14 protein-coding genes are annotated in these 16,962 nt (G+C 63.8%); 6 read left to right on the plus strand and 8 right to left on the minus strand.

Annotated elements, in window-relative coordinates:
• Positions 1–2 precede the first annotated feature (2 nt).
• Both EP837_RS01700 and EP837_RS01705 read right to left on the minus strand, forming a co-directional pair.
• Positions 3–2,468, minus strand: a complete 2,466-nt coding sequence (locus tag EP837_RS01700; RefSeq protein WP_066523962.1) for a glycogen/starch/alpha-glucan phosphorylase — start codon at positions 2,466–2,468, stop codon at positions 3–5.
• 103 nt (positions 2,469–2,571) lie between these two features.
• Positions 2,572–3,771 (minus strand): serine hydrolase domain-containing protein, encoded by a 1,200-nt coding sequence (locus tag EP837_RS01705; RefSeq protein WP_066523963.1) that lies wholly within the window; start codon positions 3,769–3,771, stop codon positions 2,572–2,574.
• Between the two features lie 146 nt (positions 3,772–3,917).
• Here EP837_RS01705 and EP837_RS01710 point away from each other — a divergent pair, with 146 nt between their 5' ends.
• Genes EP837_RS01710 through EP837_RS01720 form a run of 3 tightly spaced genes read left to right on the plus strand, consistent with a single transcriptional unit; the run spans position 3,918 to position 7,831 of the window.
• Complete coding sequence (locus EP837_RS01710; RefSeq protein ID WP_066523965.1) at positions 3,918–4,430, plus strand: RNA polymerase sigma factor; 513 nt, start codon at positions 3,918–3,920, stop codon at positions 4,428–4,430.
• Positions 4,431–4,485: 55 nt separating this feature from the next.
• Entirely contained in the window at positions 4,486–5,415 is a 930-nt protein-coding gene (locus EP837_RS01715; protein WP_066523967.1) for a FecR family protein, read from the plus strand.
• Positions 5,399–7,831 (plus strand): TonB-dependent receptor domain-containing protein, encoded by a 2,433-nt coding sequence (locus EP837_RS01720; RefSeq protein ID WP_066523969.1) that lies wholly within the window; start codon positions 5,399–5,401, stop codon positions 7,829–7,831. The genes EP837_RS01715 and EP837_RS01720 overlap by 17 nt, the downstream gene beginning before the upstream one ends.
• A 284-nt stretch (positions 7,832–8,115) precedes the next feature.
• On the opposite strand, the gene EP837_RS01725 is transcribed toward EP837_RS01720, so the two are convergent.
• From EP837_RS01725 to gatC, 4 genes are all read right to left on the minus strand, one after another.
• Positions 8,116–8,991 (minus strand): hypothetical protein, encoded by an 876-nt coding sequence (locus EP837_RS01725; RefSeq protein ID WP_066523971.1) that lies wholly within the window; start codon positions 8,989–8,991, stop codon positions 8,116–8,118.
• 74 nt (positions 8,992–9,065) lie between these two features.
• Complete coding sequence (gene gatB, locus EP837_RS01730; RefSeq protein WP_066523973.1) at positions 9,066–10,568, minus strand: Asp-tRNA(Asn)/Glu-tRNA(Gln) amidotransferase subunit GatB; 1,503 nt, start codon at positions 10,566–10,568, stop codon at positions 9,066–9,068.
• 98 nt (positions 10,569–10,666) lie between these two features.
• Entirely contained in the window at positions 10,667–12,151 is a 1,485-nt protein-coding gene (gene gatA / locus EP837_RS01735) for an Asp-tRNA(Asn)/Glu-tRNA(Gln) amidotransferase subunit GatA (protein ID WP_066523975.1), read from the minus strand.
• Positions 12,151–12,438: an Asp-tRNA(Asn)/Glu-tRNA(Gln) amidotransferase subunit GatC gene (gene gatC, locus EP837_RS01740; RefSeq protein ID WP_066523977.1), complete on the minus strand. Its 288-nt coding sequence runs from the start codon at positions 12,436–12,438 to the stop codon at positions 12,151–12,153. The genes gatA and gatC overlap by 1 nt, the downstream gene beginning before the upstream one ends.
• A 126-nt stretch (positions 12,439–12,564) precedes the next feature.
• Here gatC and EP837_RS01745 point away from each other — a divergent pair, with 126 nt between their 5' ends.
• Both EP837_RS01745 and ruvX read left to right on the plus strand, forming a co-directional pair.
• Positions 12,565–13,683, plus strand: coding sequence for a DUF3089 domain-containing protein (locus EP837_RS01745; RefSeq protein ID WP_066528503.1), 1,119 nt, complete (start codon positions 12,565–12,567; stop codon positions 13,681–13,683).
• Positions 13,680–14,153, plus strand: coding sequence for a Holliday junction resolvase RuvX (gene ruvX / locus EP837_RS01750; protein WP_066523978.1), 474 nt, complete (start codon positions 13,680–13,682; stop codon positions 14,151–14,153). The genes EP837_RS01745 and ruvX overlap by 4 nt, the downstream gene beginning before the upstream one ends.
• Before the next feature lie 18 nt (positions 14,154–14,171).
• Here the strand turns inward: ruvX and EP837_RS01755 are convergent, their stop codons facing one another.
• Positions 14,172–14,561, minus strand: coding sequence for a MerR family transcriptional regulator (locus EP837_RS01755; RefSeq protein WP_066523980.1), 390 nt, complete (start codon positions 14,559–14,561; stop codon positions 14,172–14,174).
• A 66-nt stretch (positions 14,562–14,627) separates the two neighbouring features.
• On the opposite strand from EP837_RS01755, the gene EP837_RS01760 reads away from it, so the two are divergent.
• Complete coding sequence (locus EP837_RS01760; RefSeq protein WP_066523982.1) at positions 14,628–15,392, plus strand: MauE/DoxX family redox-associated membrane protein; 765 nt, start codon at positions 14,628–14,630, stop codon at positions 15,390–15,392.
• A gap of 48 nt (positions 15,393–15,440) precedes the next feature.
• Here the strand turns inward: EP837_RS01760 and EP837_RS01765 are convergent, their stop codons facing one another.
• Positions 15,441–16,946, minus strand: a complete 1,506-nt coding sequence (locus EP837_RS01765; protein WP_066528505.1) for a L,D-transpeptidase family protein — start codon at positions 16,944–16,946, stop codon at positions 15,441–15,443.
• Between the last annotated feature and the right edge of the window lie 16 nt (positions 16,947–16,962).

A 16,962-nucleotide genomic window follows, 5' to 3' on the forward strand; every position in this document is an offset into this window, starting at 1 on the left:
CATCACAGCACCTTCCAGATATCCGTCGCATATTCACGGATGGTCCGGTCCGACGAAAACCATCCCATCCGCGCGACATTATGGATCGCCATCTTGGCCCATTTCGCCTGATCGCGCCAGATGGCATCTACCTTTCTCTGGGCGGCTGAATAGCTGTCGAAATCGGCCGCCACCATGAACCAGTCATGGTCGTAAAGCCCCTGGATCAGGTCGCGATAGCGGTTCGGCTCGTCCGGCGAAAAGACACCGCTGGCGATAGCCTCCAGCGCCTGCCCCAGTTCGCGGCTCTGCGCGATCACGTTGCGCGGATCATGACCCTGGGCCCGCCGTTCGTTCACCTCCTGCGCGGTCAGGCCAAAGATCACGATATTCTCTTCGCCGACATGGTCGCGCATCTCGACATTGGCGCCGTCCAGCGTGCCGATGGTCAGCGCGCCGTTGACCGCGAACTTCATGTTCCCGGTGCCGGACGCCTCCATGCCCGCGGTCGAAATTTGCTCCGACAGGTCCGCTGCGGGGATCATCATCTCAGCCAGCGAAACATTGTAATTAGGCACGAACTGCACCTTCAGCAGCCCCTGCACCGCAGGGTCGTGATTGACCGCCCGGGCGACGTCTCCCGCCAGCTTTATGATCAGCTTGGCATTATGATAGCTCGGCGCCGCCTTGCCACCGAACAGCTTCACGCGCGGCACCCAGTCCCGCTCGGGATGCGACCGGATTTGATCGTATAGCGACACCGCTTCGATGATGTTGAGCAGTTGGCGCTTATATTCGTGGATGCGCTTGATATGGATGTCGAACAGAGCCGCCGGATCTATCCGCGCGTTCACGCGCTGCTTCAGAAGGTCCGCCAGCGCCACCTTGTTGGCGCGCTTTACTGCAACGAACTTCTCCTGAAAGGAGGCATCGTCGGCAAAGCGATCCAACTCCCGCAGCGCCTCCGGATCGTCCATGAACCGGTCGCCGATCGCCTCGCGGATCAACCCGAAAAGCCCCGGATTGCATTGCATCAGCCACCGGCGGAAGGTAACGCCATTGGTCTTGTTATTGATCCGCGCTGGATAGAGCCGGTGGAAATCGGCGAACACCGTTTCCTTCATCAACTCGGTATGCAGCGCCGACACGCCATTGACACTATGCGATCCGGCAAAGGCCAGGTTGCCCATCCGCACCCGCCGCTCGCCGCCCTCATCGATCAGCGATATACAGCCGATCGCCCGGTCGTCGAAGTGACCCGATCGCCGTGCCTCGCCCAGCAACCGGCTGTTGACGGCATAGACGATCTGCATGTGCCGGGGCAGCAGCCGCTCGAACAGCGGCACCGGCCAACTCTCCAGCGCCTCGGGCAGCAGCGTGTGGTTGGTATAACTGAACGTCCGCCGCGTCACGTCCCAGGCTTCGTCGAAATCCAGGCCGTGATCATCCAGCAGGATCCGCATCAGTTCAGCAACCGCCACAGCGGGGTGGGTGTCGTTCAGCTGGATCGCGGCCTTGTCCGCCAGCGTGCTGATGTCGCCGAAATATTGGATGTGCCGCCGCACTATGTCCTGCAGCGAAGCGGAGGAGAAGAAATATTCCTGCCGCAGCCGCAATTCCTGTCCGGCAGGCGAACTGTCCGCAGGATAAAGCACCCGCGTCAGCGCCTCCGCCCGGTTGCTCTCGGCCAGCGCGCCCAGATGGTCGCCCGCATTGAAGCGGTCGAGCAGGATCGGGTCGATCGGCTGCGCCTCCCACAGCCGCAGCGTGTTGACCCGCTTGCCCCTCCATCCCACGATCGGCGTGTCATAGGGCGTGGCGATCACGCGTTCCGTGGGTCGCCAGTGCATCTGGTGCAGCCCTGCATCCGCACCCTCCGCCGGGTCCACCCGTCCGCCGAAGCCGATCTCGTAACTCGCCTCGCGCCGCTCGAACTCCCATGGATTGCCATGCGTCAGCCAGGTCTCCGGCAGTTCCACCTGCCAGCCGTCCGAAATTTCCTGCCGGAACATGCCGTTCACATAGCGGATGCCATAGCCATAAGCTGGCACGTCCACCGTCGCCATGCTCTCCATGAAACAGGCCGCCAGCCGCCCTAGGCCCCCATTGCCCAGCGCCGCGTCGGGTTCCAGCGCCGCTATGACGTCCAGGTCCACGCCCAATGAATTGAGCGCCGCCTGCACCTCGTCCAGCATCTCCATGTTGGACGCCGCATCGCGCATCAGGCGGCCGATCAGAAATTCCAGGCTCAGATAATAGACCCGCCGCCCTTGTTCCTCGTAGGTTTTCTGGGTCGAGGCGATCCAGGCGTCGATCACGCGGTCGCGGATCGACAGGATCACCGCATGCAACCAGTCGTGGGGCTTTGCAGCCTCCGCATTTTTGCCGATGCGATAGGTCAGCCGCTCGACGATCTCATGGGCCAGCGCCTGTGGATCGACTTGCCGGGGCGCGGGCTTGGGAAGGGTGGTGTTGCCCTTGAGGTTCATGATTGGCGTCCCCTTGGCTGAATCCGGCCCCGATGATGGCACAGGCTCCTCACCCTCGCCAACAGCAAATTTTGCAGCGCAGCATGATCCTTATGATTGTGGATCAGCCCCGCCGATCACGGATTGCCGCGCGTACGCCCTCGCGCAGCTGGCGGCGCACCGGATAGGCGCTCGATGGCAGATGTTGTGTCAACAAAAGGCCGATAATGCTCTCGCGCGGATCGATGAAGAAGAAGGTCGAAAACACCCCGCCCCAGAAATGTTCTGCCGTCTTGAGATCGGTCGCAAAGCCGAGGCCGAAGCCAACGCCTGCATAATCCGCCTCGCTGAACATTGACGATGAGTGACGGGCAAGATCACCGCCGCCCGGCAGATGGTTGGCACGCATGCTGGCGACCGTCGCGGGCTTGAGAAGGCGGACGCCATCCAGTTCGCCGCCCCGCAACAGCATCCGGGCGAACCGATTATAATCCGCTGCGGTTGAGATCAGCCCGCCGCCCCCTGAGTGGAACCGAAGCTTACGCCTCCATCCGCTGCGCGCACCACGGTCGTAAAGCGACAATCGGCCGTCCTGATCCAATTGCCAGGCGTCCGTCATCCGCTCTACCTTCTCCTCGGGCAGCTCGAAAAATGTGTCCATCATGCCGAGCGGACCGAATATGCGCTGGGATAAGAAGGCATCAAGGGGAAGGCCACTCAGCCGCTCCACAACCACGCCCAGCACATCGGTGGAAACAGAATAATTCCACCGCTCGCCCGGCGAAAATTCCAGCGGCAGCCCAGCCAGCGCTTCGATGAATTCGTCCGCACTGCGCTTCTGCTGAAATTCGTCCAACCCCAATTCGCGATAACGCGCATCGATCGAGGTTTGCCGCTGAAGTCCGTAGGTCAGGCCGGACGTATGCCTTAGCAAGTCGATCATCCGCATCGGCTGCCGCAACGGCCGCCCATCCGTCCCCACGCGCAGCTTTGAAAATTCCGGCAGGACATGGGTCACCGGATCGTCCAGCGCAACAAGCCCCTGTTCGACCAGCATCATGAAGGCGGCGGAGGTCACCGGCTTTGTCATCGACGCGATCCGAAACAGCGAGTCATCCACCAACGGTTCCTGCGTCGCGCGGCCGACCCCGCTCACATGCGACAGCAGCACATGTTCGTCCCGCGAGACCAGTAGTTGCAGATGCGGAAGCTTGCCCGTCGCGACATAATCGGCGTGCAGCGCGCAAGCTAAAGCATCCAATCGCACCGGGTCCATGCCCGCGGCCTCCGCTGCCGCTACGTCAACCTGCGTCCTCGCCTGCATCCTGCCTCCAAACCGGCTCCTTATTGTCCGCTAAAGCAGCGCGAACTGCAGGACAATGGCGGCGTCGGCTTTCGCTTGTCCATTGCCAAAGCCCTGCGCTGCCCTCTATCTCAACCTGCCTTCACCTGCACGGGACCCAATAGGGCATGGCCAGCGGCCTATCTGCGATATTTCTGAACAACCGCCCCGCCTTGCTGCGATTCCTGCGCGCGCGCGGCGCGGGCGACGATGCCGAGGATTTGCTGCAGGACATGTGGATGAAATTGGAGTCGAAGGACCTCGGCCCCGTCTCCGATCCGTTGCCCTATCTCTACCGCATGGCCAACAATCTCATGCTGGACCGTTATCGCTCAGCCACCCGGCGCGAGCGGAGGGAGCAGCATTGGGCGGAGGGCGGCGGTGGTGTGATGGCTGACCCAAGCGAAGACATCGCCGTCGATGAAAGGCTCATTCTCGCCCAGCGCCTGGAAGAGGCCGAAGCCGTGCTGCACGGCCTTGGTCCCCGCGTCGAACTGGTGTTCCGCCGCTTCCGCATCGAAGGCGTCGGACAGCGCCTCATTGCCGAGGAATTGGGCGTCAGCCTGACCACCGTGGAGAAGGATCTTCAAAAGGCTTATCGCGCGCTTATCGCACTCCGGCAAAGGCTGGATACGGAATGAGCGGGCGCGCGCCGTCTCTCCCGGCATGGGGTCATATATGACAGGGGCCAGCATAATGCTGCACGAGGAAGCGCTCGGATGGGTCATCCGCATGCGCGATCCGGAATTTACAGATTGGGACGCTTTCACCCTCTGGCTGGAAGCAGACCCCGCCCACGCGCCTGCCTATGACGCGCTGCTGGCGGCAGACGCTGACCTACCCGACCTCTTGCCCGCGGATCCCATCTTCGTGGGCGCACCCGCCAATGATCCGGGCGAGCGGCGATGGCGCCCGATGCGCTGGATCGGTGGTGGCGCGCTGGCCGCCGCTTTGGTGGCCCCGCTCTCAATTGGTCTATGGAACCGCACCGACATCTACAGCGTCACCACCCGTCCCGGCGAAACCCGCACCATCGCGCTGAATGACGGTACGCGCATCGACCTTAATGGCGGCACGATCCTCAGGCTCGACCATAATAATAGCCGCTTCGCCGCCCTCGACAGCGGGGAAGCCGCCTTCACCGTGCGGCACGACCCGCGCAACCCGTTCCGCGTGACCGTTGGCGATGCGCTGTTCGAGGATGCGGGCACGATCTTCAACATCGTCCACAGCGGCGGGATGACGCGCATCGACGTATCAGAAGGCAAGGTCATCTATAATCCGCAGACGCAGGCCATCGCCCTCCCCGCAGGCCGCGCACTAACCCAAGACGCCACCGGCCTGCGCGTCATGAACATCGCCCGTCAAGCCGTCGCAAGCTGGCGTCAGGGACAGCTGAGCTACGACAATATGCCCGTGGCCCAGATCAGCGCAGACATTGCGAGGTCGCTCGGCGTTCGGCTGGCGACAACGCCAGGCGCAGGCGCTGCCCGCTTCACCGGCACCATCCGGCTCGATCGCAACGCCCCCCGCTTTTTCGCCACCGCCGCCCCGCTCATGGGCCTTTCCGCCATCCGGCAAGGCGACGGTTGGTTGCTGAAGGAAGGGGATGCCGCGCCACGCTGACGTCCTTTTCGTCACCGCCATAGCCTTAGCGGCCGTATCGCCAGCCAGCGCGGCGGACAGACAGATGATCAGCATCGCCCCCGGACGGCTGGGCGAGGCGGTGATCGCGCTCGGCCACCAAACCGGGGCCAGCATCGGCATTTCAGACCAGTCGCTAACGGCGCTCCCCACGCCAGCGGTGCACGGCCACCTGTCCTCGGAAGCCGCCTTGAAACGATTGCTTCGCGGCACCGGCGCGACCCTCCAACGCATTGACGCCAACAGTTGGCGCGTCATCCGCCGCCTTCCCAAACGCCGTCCCTCTCTCGCCTTCGGTCCACCGCAGCCTCCCCCGGCGGCAACCCCACCCCCGGCGGAAATCATCGTCACCGCCTCAAAGCGCGACCTTCCCCTGCCGCGCTATCCCGGCATGGTCGAGGCCATCGACTATGGCGCGATTACCAGCGGGGAAGCGGCATCAGGCACGGCCAGCCTGCTCAGTCGCGTCGCCAGCCTCAGTTCGACCCATGCGGGACCGGGACGGAACAAGCTGTTCCTCCGCGCCATCGCCGACTCCGCCGTCGCTGGCCCTACTCAGGCGACGACGGGACAATATCTGGGCGACATGCGCCTCAACTATGCCGCGCCCGATCCAGACCTGCGGCTCTACGACATGCAGGGTGTGGAGGTGCTGGAAGGGCCACAGGGCACGCTTTATGGTGCGGGATCGCTGGGCGGCATCATCCGCATGATCCCCAATCCGCCCAATCTGACGCGCTATGGCGGCCTACTATCCGCGGGCTTCAGCGCAACCCAGCATGGCGACCCCGGCGGCGATCTGTCCGCAACCCTCAATCTCCCCATCGTCGCGGAAAGGCTGGCGCTGCGGCTGGTTGGATATGGGGTGCGGGAGGGCGGATATATCGACGACGTCCAGCGCAACCGCGACGACGTAAACCGCACCGACATATATGGCGGCCGCGCCACGCTCCGCTTCGCCCCTACCGAAAACTGGATCATCGACCTCAGCGGAGTGTACCAGCATATCAGCGGGGACGACGCGCAATATGCCGACAAGACGGCTGGCCACCTCGACCGCGCGTCCAGCGTGGCTCAGCCTTATTCGTCCGACTATGCGCTCGCCAATCTGCGGGTGGAGCGGCAGTGGAGCGACCTTCGCTTCATCTCCTCGACCGGCTTTGTCCGGAACATCCTGTCCGAAAGCTATGACGCGACGCAGCCCAACACCCCGGCCAGCCTTTTCCGGCAGCATAATCGCGTAACGATATTCTCGACCGAAAACCGCCTCGTCCGGGATCTCGAAAATGGCCTGGGCTGGATCCTCGGCGTCTCCTATCTCGAAAGCACATCGACGATCAGCCGCTCGCTGACCTCGTTCGGCATGGCGCCCGTGGCAGCGCAGGTCATACCGGGCGTGCCCCTTTACGGCTTCGGTATGCCCGCGACGACCACCGGCGTTCGCAACCGCATCCATGAAGCCACTCTCTTCGGCGAAGCCTCGTTCGAACCGATAGCCGGGCTTGTCGCGACGCTGGGTGGACGCGTCACTAACAGTCGGCTTTCGGGCCAGGCGATCGATCCCATCTCGCTGCTGTCCAGCGCCGAGATCGCCCGCGCCGAAGCTGCCGCGGATCGCAACGAAACCATGTTTCTCCCGTCCCTGTCGCTGCTGAGCGACGCCATCCCCGGCCTTACCCTCTACGCTCGTTTCCAGCAGGGCTTCCGTCCAGGCGGCCTGGCGGTGGACGATCAACATGTGCTGCGCTTCAGCAACGACCGCGCATCAACATTGGAACTTGGCATCCGTAAGGGCCTTGCCGGGCGCGATCCGATCGCGATCAGCGCCAATGTCGCCTATACCGACTGGCGAGACATCCAGGCGGATGTGATCGATCGGATCGGCCTGCCGGCGACGGCGAATATCGGCGACGGACGCATTTATACGCTCGAAGGCCGCATCGCCGTCAGGCCGTTGCCCGGCCTCACCCTGGACGGCAGCATCGTCTATAATGACAGCCGCCTCAGCCGCCCTACCCCCTATGTGAGGGCGCTGGCCATCGCCGATCAGTCGATGACGCTGCCCAATGTCGCCAACCTCGGCGGCAGGCTAGCGATCGACTATCGCAGTGGGATCAGCAACGACATCAGCCTGAATCTGAATGGATCGGCCCGCTATGTCGGCAAGTCGCGCGTGGGCATAGGGCCCATCCTTGGCCGCAACCAGGGCGATTATTTCGATACGGCGGTCACCGCCAGCCTTGCGCGCGGTCCCGTCCAACTCTCGCTTTCCCTCAGCAACATCCTGGACAGCAGCGGCAACCGCTTCTCGCTCGGCACGCCCTTCAACCTGCGCGGCGATTATGTGACGCCGCTCAGGCCAAGAACGCTCCGGGTCGGCATAGACTTCGCCTTTTAAATCTTGAAAGTGGCCGTGGCAGATGCGCCCACTTCTCCGTTCGGTTCGAGCGAAGTCGGGACGCCCCGCGCGGCTTCGCTGGGCAGCAACGCATTTATGTCAGTCATCATGCTCCAAAGAGGACGGCAAACCCCATCCCGCGCCGTCTAGCAGATGAAAAGCTGGCGGGCGCCACCCCACGACCCTCCTGGTCCGCCGGCCCTGCCATGAGGCAGTCCCGCCCCCCGGGACATGCCTTGTGGGCGGGGACGCTGCTTGCTCCTCAGGCGGCGTCCCCCTTGCCCTTAGGGGTGAACGGCAAAGTCGAAAATGCGCGCTGATCCGGTGCCATGGCTCCACATCCCCGGCCCCGCCCCCGCGCTTATCGAGTAGATGAAGCCATATTCGCCCGCCGGGAGATCGGCTGTAGGCGTGACCTTGAACACGCCCGGCGTCACCTGCTCATAGTCGAAGGCGATCCGGTCCTTGTCCATGACGCCGGACTTTGCGCCCGCCAGGTTCATGCTCCCCGTCCGCGTCTCGCGCCGGTCCTTCTTGACGTCGAAGCGGATGAGCGTGAACTCATTGGGTGACGTGATCGCGCTTGCCGGGCCGGATAGCCAGGGTGAAGGCGTGCCGGCCTGGGAAAGGCTGCGGGTCGCTTCATCGAAGTAGAAATAGAATGTCGGCCGCGCCCGCCCGGTTCGGACCCTGGCCGTGACATTCGGGATCACCGCCTTGATGCTGAGTGACGCCAGCCCGCCGGTGAAGGCATAGCCGAGCAGCCCGCCAGTCTTGCTCTGGTTCGACGTCGTCGGGTCGATCCGTACCATGCGCGCGTCGCTCAACAGATACAGGCCCGACGGATGCGGCGTCAGCGGATCAGGGGAATCGGCGGAATAGGCCGCCTTCGCCGAAACCGCTCCTTGTGAACCGGACTCGATCATCGCTGCGATCACCGGCCCCGGCACGCCGCGTTTCTTCAGCGCGATCAGGTCGTCCGTCGTCAGCGCATAATTGCCGGCAGACGCCCTGATCTTCCCGATCACCGCGTCATCGCCAAGACCCGCCTGAACCAGCGCCACGACCATGTCGTTGGTCAGCGTCTCGGCCCGCGCCGTCATCGGCGACAGGCCGGACGCCATCAGCGCCAGCACGGCAATCAGTCTGCCTGCTTTCATGTCCACCCCCCCGTTTGACGGAAGCGCCCCCGCGTCCGCCCGATACCCCAAGGGTTTAGACAGCGGCCTCCGATTTACGCAAGCGCCTTGCGAACCAGTTCGTTCACGACCTGGGGATTGGCCTTGCCCTGCATCGCCTTCATCGTCTGTCCGACGAAGAAGCCGAACAGCGCTTCCTTGCCCGCCTTATACTGATCGACCTTGTCGCCATTATCGGCCAGCACCTTCGCCACCGCCGCTTCGATCGCGCCGGTGTCGCTGGTCTGTTTGAGGCCCTTTTCCTCAACGATCCTGGGTGCCCGCTCGCCGGTCTCCAGCATGATCTCGAAGACCTGCTTGGCAATGGTGCCCGAGATGGTGCCATCGGCGACGAGCGCCAGCAGTTCCGCGCCCTCTTCCGGCCCAACCGGGCTGTCTTCCAAGCTCTTGCCCAGACGATTAAGCGCACCATACAGCTCCGACAGCAGCCAGTTGGCCGACGCCTTGGCGACTTCCCCCTCGCTCTTCTTCTGGATGCGCGCACCTTCCGCAAGCAGCGCCTCAAACCAGCGCGCGGTATCCGCATCCGCGGTCAGCGTCGCTGCGTTATAAGGGGAAAGGCCCAACTGCTCTTCGTAGCGGCGGCGCTTGGCGTCCGGCAGCTCGGGCAGCGACTGGCGGCACTCTTCCAGAAACGCGTCGTCCAGTTCCAGCGGCAGCAGGTCTGGATCCGGGAAGTAGCGATAGTCATGCGCATCTTCCTTCGACCGCATGGACCGGGTCTCATTCTTGTCCGGATCGTAAAGGCGGGTTTCCTGCACCACCTTGCCGCCAGCCTCCAGCACATCGACCTGACGGCTGGCCTCATATTCGACCACCGCCATGACGAAGCGGACCGAGTTCACATTCTTGGTCTCGGTGCGGGTGCCGAACTCATGACCTGGCTTGCGTACGGAGACGTTGACGTCTGCGCGCATAGAACCCTGGTCCATATTGCCGTCGCACGAGCCGACATAGCGCAGGATGGTCCGCAGCTTGGAAAGATAGGCCCCGGCTTCGGCGGGCGAGCGCATGTCCGGCTTCGACACGATTTCCATCAACGCCACGCCAGAACGGTTCAAATCGACATAGGACCGCGTCGGATGCTGATCGTGCATCAGCTTGCCCGCATCCTGCTCGACATGGATACGCTCGATGCCGATCCGCTTCGTTGCGGCGTCGGGATTCTTCTCGTCGAGATTGATCTCGATCGCGCCCTCGCCCACCAACGGGTGGTACAGCTGGCTGATCTGGTAACCCTGAGGCAAGTCCGCGTAGAAATAATTCTTGCGGTCAAAGCGCGACCATTTGTTGATCTTGGCGTCGATCGCCATGCCGGTGCGTACCGCCTGGCGGATGCACTCGCGGTTGGGCACGGGCAACATGCCTGGCATCGCCGCATCGACCAGCGACACCTGAGTGTTCGGTTCCGCACCGAAAGCCGTCGCCGCGCCGGAAAAGAGCTTCGCCTGGCTCGTTACCTGCGCATGGACTTCCAGGCCGATCACGACCTCCCACTCGCCGGTTGCGCCCTGAATGCGATATGCTGTCTCGGTCATCTTCTACACCGTCATCCCAGCGAAAGCTGGGATCTCTCTTTTCTAATGTCACAACATAGGCACTGAGATGCCAGCTTCCGCTGGCATGACGACACCTGTTACCACCACTTCTCCGGCCGCGCCGTGAATCCGGCGCGCTCCTCGATCGCAAGCCCCGCGTTCAGCACGGTCTGCTCGTCCAGCGCCTTGCCGATAATCTGCAATCCCAGCGGCAAACCTTGCGCATCCAGCCCACCCGGCACCGCCATGGCGGGCAGACCCGCCAGCGAAGCCGGAACCGTGAAGACGTCGTTCAGATACATGGCCAGCGGATCGGCCTGCTTCTCGCCCAGCGCAAAGGAAGCGCTCGGTGCAGTCGGCGTCAGCAGCAGGTCGCAATTCTCGAAAGCCTGCTCGAAGTCGCGCGCGATCAGTGCCCGAACCTTCTGCGCCTGCGTATAATAGGCGTCATAGAAGCCCGCCGACAGCACATATGTGCCGATCATGATGCGGCGCTTGACCTCCGGCCCGAAACCGGCGGCGCGGGTCGCGGCATACATGTCTTGCAAGCCCGCCCCATCGGGCAGGTCGCGTTGGCCGTACCGCACACCGTCATAGCGGGCGAGGTTCGAGGAAGCCTCGGCAGGCGCGATGATATAATAGGTCGGCAGCGCATATTTGGTGTGCGGCAGCGACACCTCCACCACCTCGGCGCCCGCATCCCTCAGCCATTCGATCCCGCGATCCCACATCGCGGAGATTTCCGCATTCAGGCCATCGGGGCGATATTCCTTAGGAATGCCGACCTTCTTGCCGCGCAGGTCGCTGGAAAGCCCTGCCTCCCACTGCGGCACCGCCAGATCGAGCGAGGTCGAATCCTTGGGATCAAAGCCCGCCATCGTCTCCAGCAGGATCGCATTGTCCCGCACCGTCCGCGCCATCGGCCCTGCCTGATCGAGCGACGAGGCAAAGGCGACGATACCCCAGCGCGAGCAGCGGCCATAGGTCGGTTTGATACCCGAAATCCCGGTAAAGGCCGCAGGCTGGCGGATCGAGCCACCCGTATCGGTCCCGGTCGCCGCCGGACACAGCCGCGCCGAAATCGCCGCGGAAGACCCACCCGAAGACCCACCCGGCGCCAGCGCGGCATTATCGCCACCGCCGCGCCGCCATGGCGAGATCACATTGCCAAAATAGCTCGTCTCGTTGGACGACCCCATGGCGAACTGGTCGAGGTTGAGCTTGCCCAGCATCCCCGCGCCCGCATCCCACAGCTTCTTCGATACCGTGGACTCATAGGTCGGCGTGAACCCCTCCAGCATGTGGCTGGCGGCGGTCGTCTGCACGCCTTCGGTGCAGAACAGGTCCTTCATGCCGATCGGCACGCCCGAAAGCGGCTTCAGAACCTCGCCCGCAGCCTTGGCCTTATCGGCGGCATCGGCGGCATCCAGCGCCTTCTCCGGCGTTTCGACAATAAAGGCGTTCAGCGCCTTGGCGGCAGCGACATTGGCGTTGAACGCCTGCGCCGCTTCGCGCGCCGAAAAGTCGCCCGCGCGAAAGCCGTCACGGATTTCCGCGACCGTCAGATCAGTCAGATTGCTCATTATTCGATCACCTTGGGGACCGCGAAAAAGCCATGTTCGGCCTGCGGCGCATTGGCCAGCACCCGGTCGCGGACATCGCCATCGGTCACGGCGTCCTCACGCAGGCGCAGCTTGTTGGGGATGACGGCGGTCATCGGCTCAACGCCGGTCACATCCACCTCGCCCAATTGCTCCACCCAGCCAAGGATGTTGTTGAGTTCCGGCACCATCGCTTCGGCTTCGGCGTCGGTCACCGAAATACGCGAAAGGCTGGCGATCTTCTTTACGGTCTGCAGGTCTATCGACATGGGCCGCCGCTACCACCCGCTCACGCCCGCTTCAAGTCCGCACTTGCGCACTACCAGCACCTGCGCCAGACAAGCGCCGCCAGAGGCGCGGGTCGGGGCCCCGCCGAAGTGACGGAGAGCAAAGCCTTGGCCCGCAAGTTCCTTTATGTCGTCGCCAGCCTGATCGTGCTGGTGATCGCGGCGTTGCTGGTTTACCGAATCTGGGGCATGCAGCTGATCCGCGCCGTCATGGTGCCGCGCGAAGCCTTCGCCCCGCTCTCCCCACTGCCCCCCAACGCCTATGATGATCCCAAGATGTGGATCGCCCGTCCCGACATCACGACAGGCAATCCCGCGCTCTGGAAACCCGCAGGCGTGAAGGACCAGCCCACCGCGCAGAAGGCCGCTATCTTCTTCATTCACCCCACCTCCTACATCACCACGCTCGGCGACGCGCATTGGAACATGCGCCTGGATGACAAGGATTCGCTCGCGACTGCCCGCCGCTTCGTGCAGGGGCAGGCAAGCGCCTTCAATGCCGTGGGCGACGTCTGGGTCCCTCGCTACCGCCAGGCGAACTACGGTGCCTTCCTCACCGACAAGCCCGCAGGCGATCAGGCCCTCTCCGCCGCCTATCACGACGTAGTCCAGGCGTTCGCCGCTTTCCTGAACGCCAATCCCACCGGTCCGCTGATCCTCGCCGGGCACAGCCAGGGCTCGCGCCACCTCCTCCAGCTCCTGCGTGAACAGGTAGCCGGCAAGCCCGTCGCATCCCGCGTCGCTGCCGTCTATGCCGTGGGTTGGCCCGTTTCGGTCGAAGCCGATCTCCCCGCGCTCGGCCTACCCGCCTGCGCGCGCCGCGATCAGGCGCACTGTATTGTCAGCTGGCAAAGCTATGCCGAGCCCGCCGATCCATCACCCGTCGTCCAGACGTTCGAACGCCGCAACGGCTACACCGGCAAGCCGCGCAAGGGCACGCACATGCTCTGCACCAACCCGATCACCGGCGCCTTCAACGGAGCCGCCCCAGCAAGCGCCAATCGCGGCACACTCGATAGTCGCGACGAAGCCAAGCCGCCGCGTCTCCTTAAGGGCGTCGTCCCCGCCCGCTGCGACACCAGCGGCGTGCTGATGATCGGCGAGCCGGTGGACATGGGCCCCTTCACCCTTCCGGGCAACAACTACCATGTCTATGATTACAGTCTTTTCTGGGGGGATGTTCGCGAAGACGCCCGCCAACGCCTCGCGGCGTTCCTGACGAAATGACCACCCTCCTCACTGCCGACCGCGCCGCCTTCCGCGAAGCCCTTCCGCAAGGCGGCCGCCTGCTCGGCATGGACGTAGGCACAAAGACGATCGGCCTTGCCCTGTGCGACGCGGGCTGGTCCATTGCGAGCCCGGCCCACACCGTCTCGCGCGGCAAGTTCAGCAAGGACAAGATCGCCCTTGCCGCCTTCATGGAGCAGCAGCAGGTGAAGGGCGTCGTGATCGGCCTACCCCTGAACCTCGACGGCAGCGAAAGCCCCCGCAGCCAGGCGAGCCGCGCTTTCGCCCGCAACATTGCCGACTTGGGGCTCCCCATTTTCCTCTGGGACGAACGCTGGTCCACCCAGGCGGTCACCCGCACCCTGCTCGAAGCCGACGCCAGCCGCGCCCGCCGCGAAGAGCTGGTGGACAAACTCGCCGCCAGCTATATTCTCCAGGGCGCGATCGATGGCCTGATGGCCGGATTTTGACGACACGGGGTCAGGCACTCATCCCTCAAACGCCGAAATAATCGGACAAGGCCCCTCCTCCGACGCATGACAAGCGCTCGCCAACCGCCGCAGCGCATCCCGCGCCGCCTGCAACTCCGCGATCTTCGAATCCAGCGCCGCCAGCCGCTCCGCCGCCAACTCCCGCGCTCTCGCCCGGTCTTCCCCGGCATCCAGCCGCAGCAACTCACCAATCTGCTCCAGCGTGAAACCTGCCCCCTGCGCCGATCGGATAAAGCGCAACCGCCGCACATCGTCCTCGCCATACCGCCGCACGCCGCCGCTGCCCCCACGCTCCGGCGTCCCGAGCAATCCCTTGCGCTGATAAAAGCGCACCGTTTCGACGCCCACGCCGCCAGCGCGCGCCAGACCAGAAATCGTCATCGCCATACTTGACTCCGGACCATGGTACGGAACCCATATAGGCGGCATCGGATCACGAACAAAGGCCATGCCATGACTTCATCAGCCGCCCTCGTCAGCACCCCGACGCGCACCGCGCAACTCCACCGCATGGTGATGCCGGGCCATGTCTGCCCCTATGGCCTCAAGGCGCGCTGGCTGCTCCAGCGAAAGGGATATGTGGTTGAGGATCATTGGCTCACCACCCGCGAGCAGGTCGATGCGTTCAAAGCTGCTCATGACGTCAAAACGACGCCACAGATCTTCATCGGCGGCGAACGGATCGGCGGCCATGATGACCTGCGCCGCCATCTCGGCCTGAAAGTCGCCGACCCAAAAGCTACGACTTATACCCCGGTCCTGGCCGTTTTCGCCGTGGCCGCGCTGCTTGGCCTGGCGCTCACCTGGCTGACCGGGATGCCGCTCGCCAGCATCATGACCGTCGAACATTTCATCGCCATCAGCATGATGCTGCTCGCCATGCTGAAGCTGCAGGATGTGGACCGCTTCGCCACCATGTTCCTGAACTACGACCTGCTTGCCCGGCGCTTCGTCCCTTATGGCCGCATCTACCCTTTCCTTGAGCTCGGCGCGGGCGTGCTGATGCTGACGGGGCTTCTCAACTGGCTCTCCATCCCCGTCGCCCTATTCATCGGCGGCATCGGCGCCGCCTCGGTGTTCAAGGCCGTCTATATCGACAAGCGCGAACTCAAATGCGCCTGCGTCGGCGGCAGCAGCAATGTGCCGCTGGGGTTCGTGTCCCTGACGGAGAATATCATGATGATGGCGATGGCATTGTGGATGCTGGCAGGGCGCTAGACCGCCACTCAATGGAGCGGGCTATATCACTGCCCCCCATGCAGCAGATCAAACCCCATCCCGCCCGTAAACATCAGGCAGGAACTGCACCCCCTGCCCGATCGGCACCGCAGTCAAATAGGTGAGGTAAACCGGCACCGGCTGGGGCAGCGGAACATGCTGCTCGGGTTCGCCGCTCTCCGCCACCAACGGCTTGCCGAAGAACCAGCGGCCCAGCCTTTGCGCATCCTCCAACCGGACGCATCCATTGCTGAAATGCCGCGCCGGTTTGGCAAGCAGATCGCGCGAAGGCGTATCGTGCAGGTAGATGCCCAGATCATTGGGGAACATGAACTTCACCTTCCCCATGGCATTGGCGCCGCCCGGCAACTGACGCACGCGCAACTGCTGCCGCCCGTCCGCCACCGCCTGCCAATCGATCTCGGTCTCGTCCAACCGCCGGGCATTGGCGCCCCAGTCAGACAACGCCTCATAGTTGAGCTGGCTCAGAGACGCGCCGTTCAGGATGCGCTGGGACAGCTTCCGCTGCACCAGGTCGGACGGCACGTTCCAATAAGGATTGAGCGTGGCGTAACGGATCATGCCCGCCATCAACGGCGTCTGGCTTTCCGGTGCGCCAGCGACGACCTTCATCGTCCCGTCCTGCCGCCCATTGCTAAAGTACCAAAGCCGGGCCGACGCCGCATCCACCACCACATGCCGCACCCATGGCCCCGGCAACAATCGCGCCCTATCCAGGTTGAGCGCCAGCATCCGGTCGTACCAGCCAGAGGGCCGATTGAGCGCCTCGACCGTCTGCGCGCCCGCAACGCCATCCGCCTTCAGGCCATGATCGGCCTGAAACGCTCGCACCTTGGCGGCGAGCGCCTTGTCGTAGCTGCCCCCCTCCGCAAGGCCCAGCCGACGGCGCAGCAAGACGGCCGCCTGCCCCTTCACCCCCGGCCGCAGCTTCGCGCCTGCAGAGACCATGACGTCAGGCAGGTTCCCCCAACGCTCGGCGAACCCCTGCCGCGCTGTGCGCAGCTGCATATAAAATGGGTTCATCCAACCGGCTTGACGCACATAGTCGGTAAAGGAAGCCGCGACAGCGGCGGCACGCAATATCTCCGCGGGGTCATCGTCGCGCGGCTGCACCTCTGGATCGAGATAGCGCATCTTCACGCGTTTCGATGGACGCCGCATGTCGCGCACGATCGCAGAGAAGGATTTGGAAAGCGCCAGGTCGGCCCGCGCCAGCAGCTTGGGATCGCCGCCTCCGGAATTCGCCTCCTCGACCACCCGCTCCAGGTCGCGCAGGTCATAATCCTTGGGATCAAGCCCATCGGCACGCGCGGTGCGGATCAGGTCCAGCAAGGCATCGGCCTGGCCGCCGACCCTGCTCCCATCCACCCATAGTGGCCAATAGCCGCGCGGCGCGTAGAAATCGCGCAGCTTGCCGCCCACCGATGCGCGAATTTCCGCACCAATACTGGATCGCACACCCTCTTGACCCGCCGCAGGCTGGGCAAGCGCGGATGACTCAATCAAGGCGACCGCCAACAGCGCGGCGATCATCGGCGCGCAAATTTGG

Origin of the sequence: Sphingobium sp. EP60837, assembly GCF_001658005.1 — a bacterium.
GTDB lineage: Bacteria > Pseudomonadota > Alphaproteobacteria > Sphingomonadales > Sphingomonadaceae > Sphingobium > Sphingobium tyrosinilyticum.

Bases quoted from the DNA above. Each gene is read 5' to 3' on its own strand.
- EP837_RS01755 (WP_066523980.1), bottom strand. From the start codon at position 14,561: ATGGCGATGACGATTTCTGGTCTGGCGCGCGCTGGCGGCGTGGGCGTC.
- EP837_RS01705 (WP_066523963.1), bottom strand. From the start codon at position 3,771: ATGCAGGCGAGGACGCAGGTTGACGTAGCGGCAGCGGAGGCCGCGGGC.
- EP837_RS01760 (WP_066523982.1), top strand. From the start codon at position 14,628: ATGACTTCATCAGCCGCCCTCGTCAGCACCCCGACGCGCACCGCGCAA.
- EP837_RS01725 (WP_066523971.1), bottom strand. From the start codon at position 8,991: ATGAAAGCAGGCAGACTGATTGCCGTGCTGGCGCTGATGGCGTCCGGC.
- EP837_RS01720 (WP_066523969.1), top strand. From the start codon at position 5,399: ATGCCGCGCCACGCTGACGTCCTTTTCGTCACCGCCATAGCCTTAGCG.
- gatA (WP_066523975.1), bottom strand. From the start codon at position 12,151: ATGAGCAATCTGACTGATCTGACGGTCGCGGAAATCCGTGACGGCTTT.
- gatB (WP_066523973.1), bottom strand. From the start codon at position 10,568: ATGACCGAGACAGCATATCGCATTCAGGGCGCAACCGGCGAGTGGGAG.
- EP837_RS01700 (WP_066523962.1), bottom strand. From the start codon at position 2,468: ATGAACCTCAAGGGCAACACCACCCTTCCCAAGCCCGCGCCCCGGCAA.
- EP837_RS01715 (WP_066523967.1), top strand. From the start codon at position 4,486: ATGCTGCACGAGGAAGCGCTCGGATGGGTCATCCGCATGCGCGATCCG.
- EP837_RS01765 (WP_066528505.1), bottom strand. From the start codon at position 16,946: ATGATCGCCGCGCTGTTGGCGGTCGCCTTGATTGAGTCATCCGCGCTT.
- ruvX (WP_066523978.1), top strand. From the start codon at position 13,680: ATGACCACCCTCCTCACTGCCGACCGCGCCGCCTTCCGCGAAGCCCTT.
- EP837_RS01710 (WP_066523965.1), top strand. From the start codon at position 3,918: ATGGCCAGCGGCCTATCTGCGATATTTCTGAACAACCGCCCCGCCTTG.
- gatC (WP_066523977.1), bottom strand. From the start codon at position 12,438: ATGTCGATAGACCTGCAGACCGTAAAGAAGATCGCCAGCCTTTCGCGT.